This is a genomic window from Nocardioides pymetrozini, from assembly GCF_046058985.1.
Classification (GTDB): Bacteria; Actinomycetota; Actinomycetes; order Propionibacteriales; family Nocardioidaceae; genus Nocardioides.
In genome coordinates this window covers 2,685,942-2,699,813 of sequence record NZ_CP175556.1, presented here as the reverse complement: position 1 = coordinate 2,699,813, position 13,872 = coordinate 2,685,942, and the positions used below count along the sequence as shown (strand labels likewise).

Annotated in this window: 17 protein-coding genes and 2 riboswitches; of the genes, 8 read left to right on the top strand and 9 right to left on the bottom strand. The window is 74.6% G+C overall.

Translation table 11 applies throughout. The annotated features are described in order from the left end of the window. Position 1: 1 nt before the first annotated feature. Entirely contained in the window at positions 2-856 is an 855-nt protein-coding gene (locus ACJ5H2_RS13165) for a nitrite reductase (RefSeq protein ID WP_408895859.1), read from the bottom strand. A gap of 53 nt (positions 857-909) precedes the next feature. Further along, positions 910-1,128, bottom strand: a riboswitch (cobalamin riboswitch). 43 nt (positions 1,129-1,171) lie between these two features. On the opposite strand from ACJ5H2_RS13165, the gene ACJ5H2_RS13160 reads away from it, so the two are divergent. Genes ACJ5H2_RS13160 through ACJ5H2_RS13150 form a run of 3 tightly spaced genes read left to right on the top strand, consistent with a single transcriptional unit; the run spans position 1,172 to position 4,249 of the window. Next, positions 1,172-2,293 (top strand): Nif3-like dinuclear metal center hexameric protein, encoded by a 1,122-nt coding sequence (locus ACJ5H2_RS13160; RefSeq protein ID WP_408895858.1) that lies wholly within the window; start codon positions 1,172-1,174, stop codon positions 2,291-2,293. A gap of 46 nt (positions 2,294-2,339) precedes the next feature. Continuing rightward, a complete protein-coding gene (locus ACJ5H2_RS13155) occupies positions 2,340-3,083 on the top strand; it encodes a zinc ribbon domain-containing protein (RefSeq protein WP_408895857.1) in 744 nt (247 codons plus the stop codon). Then, positions 3,080-4,249: a bifunctional RNase H/acid phosphatase gene (locus ACJ5H2_RS13150; RefSeq protein ID WP_408895856.1), complete on the top strand. Its 1,170-nt coding sequence runs from the start codon at positions 3,080-3,082 to the stop codon at positions 4,247-4,249. Before ACJ5H2_RS13155 ends, ACJ5H2_RS13150 begins: the two co-directional genes overlap by 4 nt. Before the next feature lie 158 nt (positions 4,250-4,407). Here the strand turns inward: ACJ5H2_RS13150 and yaaA are convergent, their stop codons facing one another. Continuing rightward, on the bottom strand, positions 4,408-5,187 hold the full coding sequence (gene yaaA, locus ACJ5H2_RS13145) for a peroxide stress protein YaaA (protein ID WP_408895855.1): 780 nt from the start codon (positions 5,185-5,187) through the stop codon (positions 4,408-4,410). 24 nt (positions 5,188-5,211) lie between these two features. Between yaaA and ACJ5H2_RS13140 the strand changes: the two genes are divergently transcribed. Both ACJ5H2_RS13140 and cobU read left to right on the top strand, forming a co-directional pair. Then, the gene (locus ACJ5H2_RS13140) at positions 5,212-6,645 is read left to right on the top strand and encodes an RNB domain-containing ribonuclease (RefSeq protein ID WP_408895854.1); all 1,434 of its coding nucleotides are present in this window, start codon (positions 5,212-5,214) and stop codon (positions 6,643-6,645) included. After that, positions 6,642-7,175 (top strand): bifunctional adenosylcobinamide kinase/adenosylcobinamide-phosphate guanylyltransferase, encoded by a 534-nt coding sequence (gene cobU / locus ACJ5H2_RS13135; protein ID WP_408895853.1) that lies wholly within the window; start codon positions 6,642-6,644, stop codon positions 7,173-7,175. Before ACJ5H2_RS13140 ends, cobU begins: the two co-directional genes overlap by 4 nt. A gap of 7 nt (positions 7,176-7,182) precedes the next feature. Here cobU and ACJ5H2_RS13130 read toward each other — a convergent pair whose 3' ends face one another. Continuing rightward, entirely contained in the window at positions 7,183-7,959 is a 777-nt protein-coding gene (locus ACJ5H2_RS13130; protein ID WP_408895852.1) for an adenosylcobinamide-GDP ribazoletransferase, read from the bottom strand. After that, a complete protein-coding gene (cobT, locus tag ACJ5H2_RS13125; RefSeq protein ID WP_408895851.1) occupies positions 7,956-8,999 on the bottom strand; it encodes a nicotinate-nucleotide--dimethylbenzimidazole phosphoribosyltransferase in 1,044 nt (347 codons plus the stop codon). The genes ACJ5H2_RS13130 and cobT overlap by 4 nt, the downstream gene beginning before the upstream one ends. Positions 9,000-9,249: 250 nt before the next feature. On the opposite strand from cobT, the gene ACJ5H2_RS13120 reads away from it, so the two are divergent. Beyond that, positions 9,250-9,768 (top strand): 2'-5' RNA ligase family protein, encoded by a 519-nt coding sequence (locus ACJ5H2_RS13120; RefSeq protein WP_408895850.1) that lies wholly within the window; start codon positions 9,250-9,252, stop codon positions 9,766-9,768. Between the two features lie 23 nt (positions 9,769-9,791). Here the strand turns inward: ACJ5H2_RS13120 and ACJ5H2_RS13115 are convergent, their stop codons facing one another. From ACJ5H2_RS13115 to ACJ5H2_RS13105, 3 genes are all read right to left on the bottom strand, one after another. After that, positions 9,792-10,055: a hypothetical protein gene (locus ACJ5H2_RS13115; RefSeq protein ID WP_408895849.1), complete on the bottom strand. Its 264-nt coding sequence runs from the start codon at positions 10,053-10,055 to the stop codon at positions 9,792-9,794. A gap of 64 nt (positions 10,056-10,119) precedes the next feature. After that, positions 10,120-10,434 (bottom strand): DMT family transporter, encoded by a 315-nt coding sequence (locus ACJ5H2_RS13110; RefSeq protein ID WP_408895848.1) that lies wholly within the window; start codon positions 10,432-10,434, stop codon positions 10,120-10,122. Between the two features lie 13 nt (positions 10,435-10,447). Further along, positions 10,448-10,512: riboswitch (guanidine-III (ykkC-III) riboswitch) on the bottom strand. A 24-nt stretch (positions 10,513-10,536) separates the two neighbouring features. Then, positions 10,537-11,430, bottom strand: coding sequence for a sigma-70 family RNA polymerase sigma factor (locus tag ACJ5H2_RS13105; protein WP_408895847.1), 894 nt, complete (start codon positions 11,428-11,430; stop codon positions 10,537-10,539). A 361-nt stretch (positions 11,431-11,791) separates the two neighbouring features. Between ACJ5H2_RS13105 and ACJ5H2_RS13100 the strand changes: the two genes are divergently transcribed. Together ACJ5H2_RS13100 and ACJ5H2_RS13095 are read left to right on the top strand one after the other, a co-directional pair. Continuing rightward, positions 11,792-11,995: a cold-shock protein gene (locus ACJ5H2_RS13100; RefSeq protein WP_408895846.1), complete on the top strand. Its 204-nt coding sequence runs from the start codon at positions 11,792-11,794 to the stop codon at positions 11,993-11,995. Positions 11,996-12,097: 102 nt separating this feature from the next. Next, positions 12,098-12,631, top strand: coding sequence for a glycine cleavage system protein R (locus ACJ5H2_RS13095; protein ID WP_408895845.1), 534 nt, complete (start codon positions 12,098-12,100; stop codon positions 12,629-12,631). A gap of 16 nt (positions 12,632-12,647) precedes the next feature. Here the strand turns inward: ACJ5H2_RS13095 and ACJ5H2_RS13090 are convergent, their stop codons facing one another. Both ACJ5H2_RS13090 and ACJ5H2_RS13085 read right to left on the bottom strand, forming a co-directional pair. After that, positions 12,648-13,451, bottom strand: coding sequence for a hypothetical protein (locus ACJ5H2_RS13090; RefSeq protein ID WP_408895844.1), 804 nt, complete (start codon positions 13,449-13,451; stop codon positions 12,648-12,650). 70 nt (positions 13,452-13,521) lie between these two features. Beyond that, positions 13,522-13,833, bottom strand: coding sequence for a hypothetical protein (locus ACJ5H2_RS13085; protein ID WP_408895843.1), 312 nt, complete (start codon positions 13,831-13,833; stop codon positions 13,522-13,524). Between the last annotated feature and the right edge of the window lie 39 nt (positions 13,834-13,872).

Here is a 13,872-nt window from a genome sequence, read left to right as displayed (position 1 = left end):
GTCACGGGGCCTCCTCGGAGGTGGACGGGATCAGTACGCCGTTCCAGGGCGTGACGACGACGGCCGGTGCCGTCCAGGGGCTGAGGGCCGCGAGGTCGAGGCCGTCCTCGCCGACCGCGACGTGCTCGCCGCCCGCGACCGGGCCGAAGGGAAGCGGCCCGGTCGAGATCGTGGCTCCCGGCACGGGGTCGGCCGGGCGGACGAGGGGGGCGGCCAGCTCGGGCACGTGCCAGGCGGCGTCCGGACCGGTGCCGCGCGCGGCGAGGAAGGCGCGCGCGAGCGCGACCAGCGCGGCCGGGGCCGCGTCCAGGGCCACGACGTCGCCGTACCCGTCGCCGACGACCAGCTGGGCGGTGGCGGCGTCCAGCGCGACCAGGCCGAGGTCCTTGTGCCGGTCGGCCAGGTCGCCGCGGCCGTCGTCCAGGGTGAACAGGAACCGGCCGGGGAGGCGCGCCATCTCGTCGTCGGCGCGCAGCAGGGCGTCGAGCGTCGTGACGACGGGCCGCAGGTCGGCGCGGCCGCCCGCGAGCCCGGTCTGCGGCGAGGCCAGCACGTTACGGATCCGGTCGTGGGCGCGCGAGGGCAGCAGCCCGGTGCGCTCGAGCGCGGCCAGCGCCGGCGCGGCGAGCCGGCCGTCGGCGTCCAGGGGCATCGCCCGCAGCTGCAGGTTGGCCCGGCCGGTGAGGCGGACCCGGCCGTCGCCGTACTCCTGGGCGACCGTGGCGAGCGCGCGCAGTGCCGTCAGCGGCACCCGTCCGCCCGGGATGCGGATCCGCACCAGCCCGCCGTCGTCGGCGGGCCAGGGGTGCACGACGCCGGGACACCGGTCGGGGCGGCTGCGCGCGGTCTGCGCCATCGCTGGTCCTTCGAGGCCGGGGCTCCTCGCGATCGCCCCACATCGACCTCGCGACGGATGTCGCAAGGGCCAGCAGGTCTTCGGACTCGGGATCAACCGGGACGGAGCGCCTTCCCAGGTCGTCGACCGACCCAGTGACTCTGGTCCCGCGTGCTGACCAGTGCTCCGCCCGTCACCCACACCGCTGCGCGTCAGTCCCGGACTCTCACCGGGTTCCCTGACCACCCGGGGACTGCTCCCCGGTGAGGTCGACTGGCACCGGCACCATAGCAACCTCGGTGCCCGGGGCACATCGCCAGTGGCTAGCCTGGCCGCATGCCCTCGCTCCAGGACGTCGTCGACCTCGTCCACGGCTGGTACCCGCCCGCGACCGCCGACAGCTGGGACCGCGTGGGCCTGGTGTACGGCGACCCGGAGCAGCAGGTGCGCAGGGTGCTGCTCGCCGTCGACCCGACGCCGGAGGTCGCGACCGAGGCCGCCGACGTGAAGGCCGACCTGCTGCTGGTCCACCACCCGCTCTTCCTCAAGGGCGTCCACGGGTTCGCGGCCACCACGCCGAAGGGCCGCACCCTGCGCACCCTCGCGCGCGCCGACTGCGCGCTCCTCACCGCGCACACCAACGCCGACCAGGCGGCCGGCGGGGTGTCGGAGGCGTTCGCCGTCGCGCTGGGTCTCAAGGAGCTCGCTCCGATCGTCCCGGCCGCGGCCGAGCCCCTCGACAAGCTGACGGTCTTCGTGCCGGCCGACGCGGCCGCGCCCGTTCGCGCGGCCGTCGCCGAGGCGGGCGCCGGACAGATCGGCGACTACGACTACGCCTCGTTCACCAGCGCGCCCGGCGAGGGGCGCTTCCGCCCGCTCGACGGCGCGAGCCCGATGATCGGGGCCGTCGGCGAGCTGACGACGGTGGAGGAGGTCCGGATCGAGGTCGTCGTCCCCCGCGGGCGCCGCGAGGCCGTGGTCCGGGCGATGCTGGGCGCGCACCCCTACGAGGAGCCGGCCTACGACGTGGTCGAGCTCGCGGACCCCGGCCTCGCCTCGACCGGCACCGGCCGGATCGGGGTCGTCGAGCCGACCACCCTGGCCGGCTTTGCCGAGTCGGTGGCCGCCGCGCTGCCGGCGACCCACCACGGCGTCCGGGTCGCCGGCGACCCGGAGCGTCCCGTACGACGCGTGGCGGTGTGCGGCGGAGCGGGCGACTTCCTGCTCGACCGGATCGCGACCTCCGACGCCGACGTCTACGTCACCAGCGACCTGCGCCACCACCCGGCCGCGGAGTTCCTCGAGAAGGGCGGCCCGGCCCTGGTCGACGTGGCGCACTGGGCGGCCGAGTGGACCTGGCTGCCCGTCCTCGAGCAGCGCTTGCGTGAGGCCCTCGGAGACGCGGTCGAGACCCGGGTGAGCGCGCTCGCCACCGACCCGTGGACCATGCGCCTGTGACCGCGCCTGTGACCGCGCCTGTGACCGTTCCTGCGAGGATGACCCCGTGAACGCCGACCCCGCCGCCCAGCTCCGCCTGCTCGACCTCCAGGCGCTCGACGCGCAGGTCGACCAGCTGCGGTACCAGCGCAACAACCCGGCCGAGGCCGCCGAGATCAAGGACCTCCTCGGCAGGAGGATCGACGTCGACGGCCGGCTGCGCGACCAGCGCATCGTCGTCGACGACCTCGCCGCCGCCCAGGCCAAGGCCGACGCGGACGTCGAGCAGGTCAAGGCACGCCGCACCCGGGACCGGGAGCGGATGGACTCCGGCGCGATCGCCGACCCGAAGGCCCTTGAGCGGATGCAGCACGAGCTGGAGTCGCTCGAGCGCCGGATCGCGACCCTGGAGGACGAGGAGCTCGAGGTGATGGAGCAGCTCGAGGAGGCGCAGTCCGCGCTGGCCGAGCTGACCTCCGCCATCGACGACATCGACGCCCGGCTCGGCGCCCTCACCACCGCCCGCGACGAGAAGGTCGACGCCCTCGACGCCGAGATCGCCCGGGTCTCCGCCGAGCGGGGGCCGATCGTGGCCCAGATCCCGGACGACCTGGTCGCCCTCTACGAGAAGCTGCGCGCGAGCAAGGGCGGCGTCGGCGTCGGGGCCCTGCGGGCCCGGCAGTGCAGCGGCTGTCAGCTCACGCTCGACGCCGGCGAGATCGCAGCGATCCGAGCGGCTCCCGCCGAGACCGTACTGCGGCACGAGGAGTGCCAGCGGATCCTGGTCCGGACTCCCGAGAGCGGACTGTGACCGACGCTCGTCCCGCCCGGGTCGTCGTCGAGGCCGACGGCGGGTCCCGCGGCAACCCCGGCCCGGCGGCCTACGGCGCCGTCCTGCGCGACGCGGCGACCGGCGCCGTGATCGCGGAGGACGCGCGCACGCTCGGTGTCGCGACCAACAACGTCGCCGAGTACTCCGGTCTCGTCGCCGGCCTCAAGCTCGCCGCGGACCTCGCGCCGGACGCGCAGGTCGAGGTCCGGATGGACTCCAAGCTGGTCGTGGAGCAGATGTCGGGGCGCTGGCAGATCAAGCACGCCGACATGAAGGTGCTCGCCGCCGAGGCCAGGGCGCTGGCACCCGCCGGTACGACGTACACCTGGGTGCCCCGCGCGGAGAACTCGTGGGCCGACCGGCTCGCCAACGAGGCGCTCGACGGCATCCGCTCGGGGGTGAGCCTGCCGGGCGACCAGGTGGCCGACGAGCCCGACTCCGCGATCGAGGAGGCCGAGTCGCCGGCGTCCGGGCCGGGCCAGCCGACCACGTTGGTGCTCGTGCGCCACGGCGTCACCCATCACACCACCGGCCGCCGCTTCTCCGGCGGTCTCGGCGGCGACAACCCGCCGCTGTCGGAGGAGGGTCGCGCGCAGGCCGCCGAGGTCGCCGCCTGGCTCACCGAGCTGAAGGAGAGCATCGACGTCGTCGTGGCCTCCCCGGTGCGCCGTACCCGCGAGACCGCGGACATCATCGCCGCCTCTCTCGGACGCGAGGTCACGGAGGAGCCCTCCTTCGCCGAGATGGAGTTCGGCGACTGGGACGGGCTCAGCTTCACGGAGGTCGCCGAGCGCGACAAGGAGCGGCTGGACGCGTGGTTCGCCGACATGGCGGCGGCGCCACCGGGCGGCGAGTCCTTCGTGGCCGTCCAGGAGCGGGTGCTCGCGGGCCTGGCCCGGCTGCTCGCGGCGCACCAGGGCCGCACGGTCGTGCTGGTCAGCCATGTGACGCCCATCAAGACCCTCGTCGCCCATGCCCTCGACGCGCCGCTCGAGACGCTCTTCCGGATGGAGCTGGCGCCCGCCGCTGTCACCGTGCTGGCCTTCTACCCCGACCCGCGCACCGGCGAGCAGAAGGGCTCGATGCGCTTCTTCAACGCGCTCGCGCCCGGCCGGCGGACGCTGCGGGACACCGGGCGCTGGTAGCGGGCGCGGGGGTTCTGGGGCGCGGCCTCGAGACAGTTTCACCGGCCAGCCGGTGAAACTGTTCAGGGTTGGACGAAGAAACTCACGCCTGGACGATGAAACTTCTTCGTCCAAGCGTGAGTTTCACCGGCCGGCCGGTGAAACTGTCCCCGGGGCCCCTACAGCTCCCCGACCACCACATCCAGCTGCGTCCCCGCCCGACCGGGCGCGCCGAGCTCGACCGTCCAGCCCAGCCGCCGGAGCGCGTCGGCGAGGGCCGCGGGCGTCCGGGGGTCGACGCCGTCCTCGAGCAGGGCGCGGACGATGCGGCCCTTGGTGGCCTTGTTGAAGTGGCTCACCACCTTGCGGGTGCCGTCGTGCTCGTGGAGCACCCGCACCGTCGCGACCCGCGGTGCCAGGTCCGGGCCGGGACGCCAGAAGCCGGCGTACATGCCGGAGCGCAGGTCGACCAGCAGGCCGCGGCCCAGCGTCGCGAACATCACGGCCGGCAGCGCCTCGCGCCACACGGCGGCGACGGGGCCGAGCCGGGGGAGGCTCGCGTCGCCGGAGAGCCGGTACGCCGGGATCCGGTCGCCGAGGCGCACCATGCCGAACAGGCTCGAGGCGACCGCGACCCGTGAGGTGGCGCGCCGCTTCGCCGACGCCGAGAGCGTCGCCACGTCGAGGGCGTCGTACAGGACACCGGTGTAGATGCGGTCCGCGCGGGCCGTCGGAGCCTGGCGCAGGCCGGCGTTGCGCTCGACCAGGTCGGCCTGCCCGGCGGACAGGCCGAGCACCTCGGCCGCCTTCGCGGGGTCCTCGCGGCACAGGGTGACCAGTGCGTCGAGGATCTCGCCGCGCGCGTCGGTGAGCGCGGGCGACGACAGCGAGGAGAGGTCGAGGGCCTGGCCGCGTCGCGGAGCGGACTTCCCCTCGCTCGGCGGCAGCAGGATCAGCACGGGCGCAAGGATAGGCTCGCCGGCATGCCGAGCAATCTCGTGGTCCGGGTCAAGGCGAGCTCCCCGGAGATCCAGGCCGGCCTGGCGGCGATCGCGCGGGAGCTGGAGCTCCCCGGCGAGTTCCCGGCGGAGGTCACTGCCGCGGCCGAGCGCGCGGCGTCCGATGCGGTGCTGCCCGACCTGGACCGCACCGACCTGCCGTTCCTCACCATCGACCCCGAGGGCTCGATGGACCTGGACCAGGCGGTGCACATCGAGCGCGACGGCGACGGCTACGTCGTGCACTACGCGATCGCCGACGTCGCCGCCTTCGTCCGGCCGGGGGACCCGGTCGACCTGGAGGCCCACCGCCGTGGCGAGACCCTGTACGGCGCCGGCTCCCGCATCCCCCTTCATCCGCCGGCGCTCTCGGAGGGGGCCGCCTCGCTGCTGCCCGACCAGGTCCGGCCCGCGCTGCTGTGGACGATCCGGCTCGACGCGGACGGGGCGAGCACCGACGTCCGGGTCGAGCGCGCCCGGGTGCGCTCGACGGCGCGCTGGTCCTATGTCGACGCCCAGCGCGCGCTCGACGACGGGACGGCCGGGGAGGTGCTCGAGCTGGTCCGCGAGGTCGGCAGGCTGCGGGAGCAGCAGGAGGTGGTCCGCGGCGGCATCTCCCTGCCGCTGCCCGAGCAGGAGGTGGACGAGAGCGACGGCGCCCTGCGGCTGGTGTTCCGCCAACAGCTGCCCGTCGAGCTCTGGAACGCGCAGATCTCCCTGCTGACCGGCATGGCCGCCGCCTCGCTCATGGTGGGGGCCCAGGTCGGGATGCTGCGCACCCTGCCGCCGGCCGACCCGCGCGACGTGGCGCGCCTGCGCCGCGTCGCCAAGGGCCTGGGCGTGGACTGGCCGGCCGGCGTCGACTATCCGGCGTTCATCCGCTCGCTCGACCCCGCGGTGCCGCAGCACCAGGCGATGGTCGTGGCGTGCACGCGGCTGCTGCGCGGAAGCGGGTACGCCGCGTTCGACGGCGAGCTGCCCGAGCAGACCCGCCACTCGGCCATCGCCGCGGAGTACGCCCACGTCACCGCGCCGCTGCGCCGCCTCGGCGACCGGTACGCCGGCGAGGTCTGCCTCGCCGTCTGCGCGGACGCCCCGGTCCCCGCGTGGGTCAGCGCGGCGCTGCCCGGGCTGCCGAAGACGCTGCAGGACTCCGCCCGCCGGGCCGGGGCCTACGACCGGGCCGTGCTGGACCTGCTCGAGGCGGCGGTCCTCGCCGACCGCGTCGGGGAGGAGTTCGACGGGGTCGTCACCAGCGTCCACGAGGACGAGGCGACGTCCGGCGTCGTCGTGCTCGCCGCGGTGGGGGTCGAGGCGCCGGTCCGCTCGGAGCGTCCGCTGCCCCTCGGCGAGGACGTCCGGGTCACCCTCGCCACCGCCGACGTCGCGGCCCGCAAGGTCGCCTTCACCCTGCCGTGACGACGGTCGGCAAGGTCCTGGTCACCGGTGGCGTGCGGTCCGGGAAGTCCCGCCACGCCGAGTCGCTGCTGGCCGACGCGCCGGCCGTCACCTATGTCGCCGCCGGTCCGCGGTACGACGACGCCGACTGGGCCGCCCGGGTCGCCGCCCACCAGGCTCGCCGGCCGGTGGGGTGGTCGACCGCGGAGACCCGCGATGTCGGCGGGATGGTCGAGGCGGCGACGAGTCCCGTGCTGGTCGACTGCCTCGGCACGTGGCTGACCGGCGTCATCGACGACGCCGGCCTGTGGGACGCCCCGGTCGCCGCGATCGAGGCGCACGTCCGCGGCCACCTCGACGCTCTGCTCGCCGCTCTCGCCGCGACCGACCAGGCCGTGGTGCTCGTGACGAACGAGGTCGGCCTCGGCGTCGTACCGGAGCACCGGTCGGCACGCCTCTTCCGGGACCTGCTCGGCACGGTCAACCAGCAGGTCGCGGCGGCGTGCGACGAGGTCCACCTCGTCGTCGCCGGCCGGGTCCTGCGGCTCTGAAGCCGGCTCAGCTCCCCGCGAGCCCGACCAGGAGCACGGCGAGCGCGAGCTCGACGCCCGCGCCGAACACGTCTCCGGTGACGCCGCCGAGGCGGCGTACGGCGTGTGCGGTCAGCGCCGCGACGGCCAGGGCGGCGACGCCGACGGCCACAGGACCCCGGACCGGGTCGACGAGCATCGCCAGTGCGGCCAACGCCGCCCACCCGGCGAGGGCGGCGAGGACAGGGACCCGCCGGGTGAAGGTGATGCCGAGCCCGTCCTCGCGGGCGGGCGGCGCGAGCGTGCAGGCGCTGATCCACAGCGCGGCGCGGGAGGCGCACACCGCCGCTCCGGCGATGAGCGCGGGCCGCAGCTCGCCGCCGAGGCGCCCGTGGACCACGAAGGAGCTGAGTGCCGCGGCCTGTGCCCCGAGCACCAGGACGAGCGCCGCGACCCCCGCAGGGCCGGCCGTCCCGCTCTTCATCACCGCCAGCGACCGCTCACGGTCGTACGACGAGGTGAGCCCGTCGGCGACGTCGGACAGGCCGTCGAGGTGCAGGGCGCGGCTGCCCGCCGCGAGCACGCCGAGCGCGGCGAAGGCGACGGCGAGCGGGGGCAGGCCGAGCCGCCCGCCGGTCCACAGGACGACGCCCACGACGACGCCGAGGGGGAGGACCGCGAGCGGTGCCAGCAGGAGCGCCCCGGTCGCGACGCCGGGAGTGACGCGCAGGACCGCCGGGACCCGCAGCGCGGTCAGCATCCCGACCGACAGGCGCAGGCTGCGCCCGACGACCGCGACGCTCACCGCTCCTCGGCTGGCGGCATGAGGTCGGCGAGGAGCGCGACGTCGCTCAGCAGGGCGACGGCCGAGCGCAGCACGGGGACGGCGGCCACCGCGCCGGACCCCTCGCCCAGCCGGAGGCCGAGGTCGAGCAGCGGCTCCAGGCCGAGCTTCTCCAGCGCGAGCGCCTGAGCGGGCTCGGTCGAGCGGTGGCCCGCCGCGAACCAGGCGGACGCCCCGGGCGCCAGCTGCTCGGCGTACAGGGCGCAGGCGACGGACATCAGGCCGTCGAGGAGGACCGGTACGCCGCTCTCGGCGGCCCGGACCAGGTAGCCGACCGTCGCGACGAGGTCGGCGCTGCCGAGGGCGGCGAGCGCGTCGAGCGGGTCGGCGACCCGGGCGCCCGCGCGGTCGAGGGCCTGCTGGACCACGACCTGCTTGTGCGTGAGCGCGGCGTCGTCCACGCCGGTGCCGCGACCCGTGACCTCGGTCGCGGGCAGGCCGAGCGCGGCGGCGACCATCGCGGCGGCGGGCGTCGTGTTGCCGATCCCCATGTCGCCGGAGAGCAGCAGCTGGGCGCCGGCGGCGATCTCCTCGCCAGCCACGGTCCGGCCGGCCTCGAGCGCCTGCGCCGTCTCGGCGGCCGTCAGGGCGTCCTCGAGGTGGATCGCGCCGCTGCCGCGACGCACCTTGTGCGCCCGGACGTCGGCCGGGACGCCGTCCAGGTCGTCGTCCACGCCGAGGTCGAGGACGCGGACGTGGACCCCGTGGGCAGCGGCGAGCGCCGAGACGCCGGCCTTGCCGAGCACGAAGGTGCGCACCATCGCCGGCGTGATCGCCGGCGGGTAGGCGGACACCCCGTGCTGCGCGACACCGTGGTCGCCCGCGAAGATCACCAGCCGGACGTTCTCCAGCGGCGCGGGCGGCACCGAGCCCTGGGCCGCGCAGAGCCAGATCCCGAGCTCGCCGAGCCGGCCGAGGGCCCCTGCGGGGGTCGCGAGGCCGGCGAGGCGCTCGGCCGCGGCCGAGCGAACGTCAGGGTCGGGTGCGGCGAGGGCGCTCATGCGGCCGAACGCTACCGCCGGCACCGTCCCCGCCGGACGCGCGCTCAGGTGAAGAGCATCACCAGGACGCCGGACAGGGCCAGGAGGGCCAGGACGAGCACCAGCCCCGGCCACTCATGCTCCTCGAGGTCCTCCAGGTCGGGCACGTTCGTCGTCATCGCTTCCCCCAGGTGGCGCCGCGCCGAGTGTCGCTACGGATCGGTCGAGCCGGTGCCGGACCCACGCCTCGGCGCGCCACTAGTGTCCGCGTGTGGCCCACACCGTGCTCGTCGTCCCAGTACCCGCGCTGGAGGACTACATCCGCGCTCGCTGGGAGCACTACGACCCACGGTGGGTCTCCCGCGACCCTGCGTTCACCCACGCCCACATCACCGCGCTGGCGCCCTTCCTGGCCGCGCCCAGTGACGCCGAGCTCGCGCGGGTCGCGGCGATCGCCCGCACCACGGCGGCGCTCGACTTCGTCCTCGACGAGGTCAGCGCCTTCGCCGACGGCATCGTCCACGCCGTCCCGTCGCCGGCCGCACCGTTCGCCGAGCTCACCGCGCGGCTGTGGCGGGAGTTCCCCGAGTGCCCGCCCTACGCGGGGGAGTTCGCGGACGTCGTACCGCACCTGACGCTGGACCGCGTCGGGCCGACCGTGTCCCTGGCCTCGGTGAGCGCCGCGCTCGCCGGGGTGCTGCCGGCCCGTGCCCGCGCGGAGCGCCTCGAGCTGCACCGGTACGCCGAAGGCGACTGCCGGGTCCTGGCGAGCTGGCCGCTGGGCGGTTGAGACCGCGCGCGGAGCGGGCCGGGTCATCCCCGCTGGGCCGGGATCCGCTCGCGCAGCCAGGCCGTCGTGCCGGCGGGGAGCCCCTTGAGCTTCGGGCGCTCGGGCAGGGGAGTGACGAACAGCGCGGTCCCCTCGGGCAGGGCCCACTTCAGCTCGTGGTAGACCGGCGAGAGGCCCGCGCCGCTCTCGAGGAGCACCAGGTCGTCGGCGAGCCGCCGCACCCCGACCCAGGGGCCGACCACGCCCTCCGGGACGGGGGCGGCGGACCAGGCGAGGTAGACGGTCATGCCGGTCCAGGTACCCGCCGGGGCCGGCCGGACCCGCCCCGGAGCTCTCCGGGGCGGGACCGGCTCAGTGGGCCAGCTTGAGACCGATGACGCAGCCGACCAGGCCGAGCAGGAGGAGGATCCGCACGACGCTCACCGGCTCCTCGCCGCTCGCCATCGCGATCACGACCGTGAGAGCGGCCCCGATGCCGACCCACACGGCGTAGGCCGTGCCGACCGGGAGGCTGCGCATCGCGTAGCCGAGTCCGACCATGCTCGCCGTCACCGCGACCAGGAAGACCGCCGACGGGACGAGCCGCGTGAAGCCCTCGGTGCGGGACAGGGCCGTGGCCCAGACCGCCTCGAGAACCCCCGACAGGACCAGTACGAGCCACGCCATCACGACCACATCCTTCGTGGCCGTCTTGTCGCGCTCCGGGTACGGCTCCCTCGTCCGGCAGCCGCCCGCCGGCTGTCCTCCCAGCCTAGCGCCGCGCGTGGGTCAGGCCGCGTCGGTGGCGGCGCCGACCTCGCCGATCGCGCTGCGGAGGTCGTCGAGGATGCGCTTGAGGAGCCGCGAGACCTGGACCTGGGTGACGCCGAGCTGGTCGGCGATCTCCTGCTGGGTCATCTGCTCGTAGAAGCGCATCCGCAGGATCCAGCGGTCGCGCTTCTTCAGCTTGCGGCACGCCGGGCCCAGCAGGACGACCGACTCGCTGTGGTCGAAGCCGCCGTCGACGACCGAGAGCAGGTCGCCGATCGGCGTGCCGGTCTCCGTGAGCGGCTCGTCGAGCGAGGAGGAGCGGGTCAGCTGGCCCGTCGCCTTCGCCTCCTCGACCTCCGCCTCGGAGCAGCCCAGCTCGTCGGCGAGCTCCGCGATCGTCGGCGGACGGCCCAGCACCTGGGACATCAGCTCCTCCGCCTCGGTGAGGCGGGGGCGCAGCTCCTGCAGACGCCGGGGCGGGCGGACCGACCAGCCGGCGTCACGGAAGTGGCGCTTGAGCTCGCCCAGGATGCTCGGGACGGCGAACACCAGCAGGTCCTCGCCCTTGGTGGGGTCGAACTTCTGGACCACCCGGGTCAGCGCCAGGCAGGCGACCTGCTCGAGCTCGGCCTGGTCCTGGCCGCGGTTGCGGTAGCGGCCGGCGAGGGTGTGCGCGACCGGGATGTTCAGCACGATCACCTGCTCCAGCAGGTCGTCGCGCTCGGCGCCGACGGCCTCGTGGGCGAGCGTGAGGAGAGCGCTCGTCCGGCGCTTGCGCTCGTCGTGGGAGAGCTTGGCGGCGTCGGCGGCGGTGAGCACCGGGTCGAGGGCCGGGTCGAGGGCCGGGTCGAGGGCAGGGTCGAGGGCCGGGGCGAGCGTGGACGGGGCTTCTTCGATGCTGAGTACGGACATGGATTACTCCCGATGATCGGAAGTGGCATGCGGCGGTGGGCTGGGCCGCATCGAGTCATTCGCGACAGACCTACTACCCGGGCGGGACGGCGGTCATACCTGATTCGTCGGACGAATCTTCGCCGGACCCTCGCGAGGCCGGAGCGAGGCCGACGCGCGGCCGCGTCGAAGTCCCACCTCGTGGCCGGCGGTGCTACGGTTGCGGTGTTGAAGAGTTTCCCGTCAGGGAGGCTCCTGCGCCCAAGGTGGGCGCAGAACATCTTGTCGCTCTTGGTCTTCGGTTCAGCTGGGCATCAGGCAAGGGATGTCTTCAGCACCAAGCCCGGCACGTCGCCGGGTGACGAACACCAAGGAGAAAATCATGGCTCAGGGCACCGTTAAGTGGTTCAACAGCGAGAAGGGCTTCGGCTTCATCGCTCCGGCCGACGGCACCCCGGACGTCTTCGTCCACTTCTCGGCCATCCAGGGCACCGGCTACAAGTCCCTGGACGAGAACCAGCAGGTCGAGTTCGACGTCACGCAGGGCCCGAAGGGCCCGCAGGCCGAGAACGTCCACGCGATCTGACGTACGTCGTCTGACGCTTCAGAAGGCCCCCGGCACCTGGTGCCGGGGGCCTTCGCCCTTCTCATCCGGGACAGCCAGGCGTCTGCCTCGTAGTCTGCGGCCATGGCCACCTTCACGCTCACCTGCATCGGCGACGACCGCCCCGGCCTCGTCTCGGACCTCTCGGCGCCGATCCACGCCCACGGCGCGAGCTGGAACCGCAGCCAGATGGCACGGCTGGGCGGGAAGTTTGCGGGGATCCTGCTGCTGGACGTCCCCGACGCGCGGGCGGAGTCGCTGGTCGCGTCGTTGACGGCGCTGAGCGAGGTCGGCCTGCTCGTCACCCTCGAGCGCACCGACGACGTCGCCGCCGACGGCGCGCAGCGCATCGAGCTGGAGCTGCTGGGCGCCGACCGGCCCGGCATCGTCGCAGAGATCTCCAGCGCTCTCGCGGGCAGCGGCGTGGGCATCGAGGAGCTCGCGACCGACGTCCGCGACGCCCCGATGGCCGGAGGCAGGCTGTTCGAGGCGCGGGCCGTGCTGCACACACCGCCCACCACGGGCACCGAGGACCTGCGCTCGATGCTCGAGGCGATCGCCGACGAGCTGATGGTGGAGGTCCACCTGTCCGAGCCCGACGGCGCGGACACCGACTGAGCCGGAGGCCGCCCCCTCAGACGTGACCGCTGAGCTGGGCCATCCGGTTCGCCAGCGCGTCCACCATGGCGCTCGCCTGCTTGGCGGACAGCGCCGAACCGCGCGCGTCGCCCTGGCTCGACACCGCCAGGACGTCGACCGACAGACGGGCGCCGCCGGCCAGCGCGCGCAGCTCGTCGACCTTGTCGCCGAAGGGCGTGCCGCTGCCGGGGGAGTAGGAGCGCACCACCTCGTCGAGGTCGTCGGCGAACAGGTCGGCCTTGGTCACCGCGATCACCAGCCACACCGGGGCGGGTCGTCGCACGGCCATCGACGCGATCCGGTGGGCGGTGATCGTCCAGTCCTCGAGCTCGGCGGCGAGCTGCTCCTCGCGGGTGGCGCTGGCGCTGCCCGTCGTACCGGCGGCGCGGCGCGGGGTGGCGTGGCCGTTGGCGACGACATGCAGCACGCCGTCGACGGGCTCGTCGTGGAAGACCTGGTCCAGGGCGCCCAGCCGGGTGGCGGCGTTGTCACCCGGGACGACGAGGAAGCGGAAGCCGTGGAGCCGGCGCGAACGGCGGGTCCGTCGCTCCATCACGGCCGAGCCGACCTCGGCCGTGCTGCTGGCGGAGCTGCGGCGGGCGAGCCGGTCGGCCAGCTGCGTCTTGCCGACCCCGGTCATCCCCGTCACCGCGACGGTGGGATAGCGCCGTCGGAACAGCCGCCGCACCTGCTCGGGCGCGGCCGCGAGGCTGCCGAGGACGCCGGTCGCCACCGTGGCTCCCACGGCGGCCCGGGAGGTCCGGGGCAGGATCGGGTGGGAGCGAGCAGTACGGGACACGACGCCTCCTGGGCTGCCATCGTTCGCGGTTCGCCCCCGAGCCTACGGACCGGGGTGGCGCGACGGCGTCTCAGGCGGGCGCGGGCAGGTCGACCACGACCGGCAGGGGCAGGAGGAGCCAGTCGATGCGCCCGATGCCGGCGAGATGGGCGGGATCGTTGTCGCGCAGCTCCTCGAGCTCGGCCTCGGTCTCGGCACGCACGACGCACATGCCCCAGCTGTGCTCGGGGTCGGCGACGGGGGAGTAGATGAGCACGCGGCCCTCGGCGAGCGGCCCGCGCCAGTACTCGACGTGCTCCATCATCGTGGCCATCTCCTGCTCGGACATCGTCTGGGCGAAGTCGGACCGGTGGGCGTGCAGGCGGTACAGGTACCAGGACATGGGATCTTCCTCTCGCTGAGCTGTCCGCGGGGACCGGCG

Bases quoted from the DNA above. Each gene is read 5' to 3' on its own strand.
- ACJ5H2_RS13165 (WP_408895859.1), bottom strand. From the start codon at position 856: ATGGCGCAGACCGCGCGCAGCCGCCCCGACCGGTGTCCCGGCGTCGTG.
- ACJ5H2_RS13160 (WP_408895858.1), top strand. From the start codon at position 1,172: ATGCCCTCGCTCCAGGACGTCGTCGACCTCGTCCACGGCTGGTACCCG.
- ACJ5H2_RS13140 (WP_408895854.1), top strand. From the start codon at position 5,212: ATGCCGAGCAATCTCGTGGTCCGGGTCAAGGCGAGCTCCCCGGAGATC.
- cobT (WP_408895851.1), bottom strand. From the start codon at position 8,999: ATGAGCGCCCTCGCCGCACCCGACCCTGACGTTCGCTCGGCCGCGGCC.
- ACJ5H2_RS13115 (WP_408895849.1), bottom strand. From the start codon at position 10,055: ATGACCGTCTACCTCGCCTGGTCCGCCGCCCCCGTCCCGGAGGGCGTG.
- ACJ5H2_RS13110 (WP_408895848.1), bottom strand. From the start codon at position 10,434: ATGGCGTGGCTCGTACTGGTCCTGTCGGGGGTTCTCGAGGCGGTCTGG.
- ACJ5H2_RS13105 (WP_408895847.1), bottom strand. From the start codon at position 11,430: ATGTCCGTACTCAGCATCGAAGAAGCCCCGTCCACGCTCGCCCCGGCC.
- ACJ5H2_RS13100 (WP_408895846.1), top strand. From the start codon at position 11,792: ATGGCTCAGGGCACCGTTAAGTGGTTCAACAGCGAGAAGGGCTTCGGC.
- ACJ5H2_RS13095 (WP_408895845.1), top strand. From the start codon at position 12,098: ATGGCCACCTTCACGCTCACCTGCATCGGCGACGACCGCCCCGGCCTC.
- ACJ5H2_RS13085 (WP_408895843.1), bottom strand. From the start codon at position 13,833: ATGTCCTGGTACCTGTACCGCCTGCACGCCCACCGGTCCGACTTCGCC.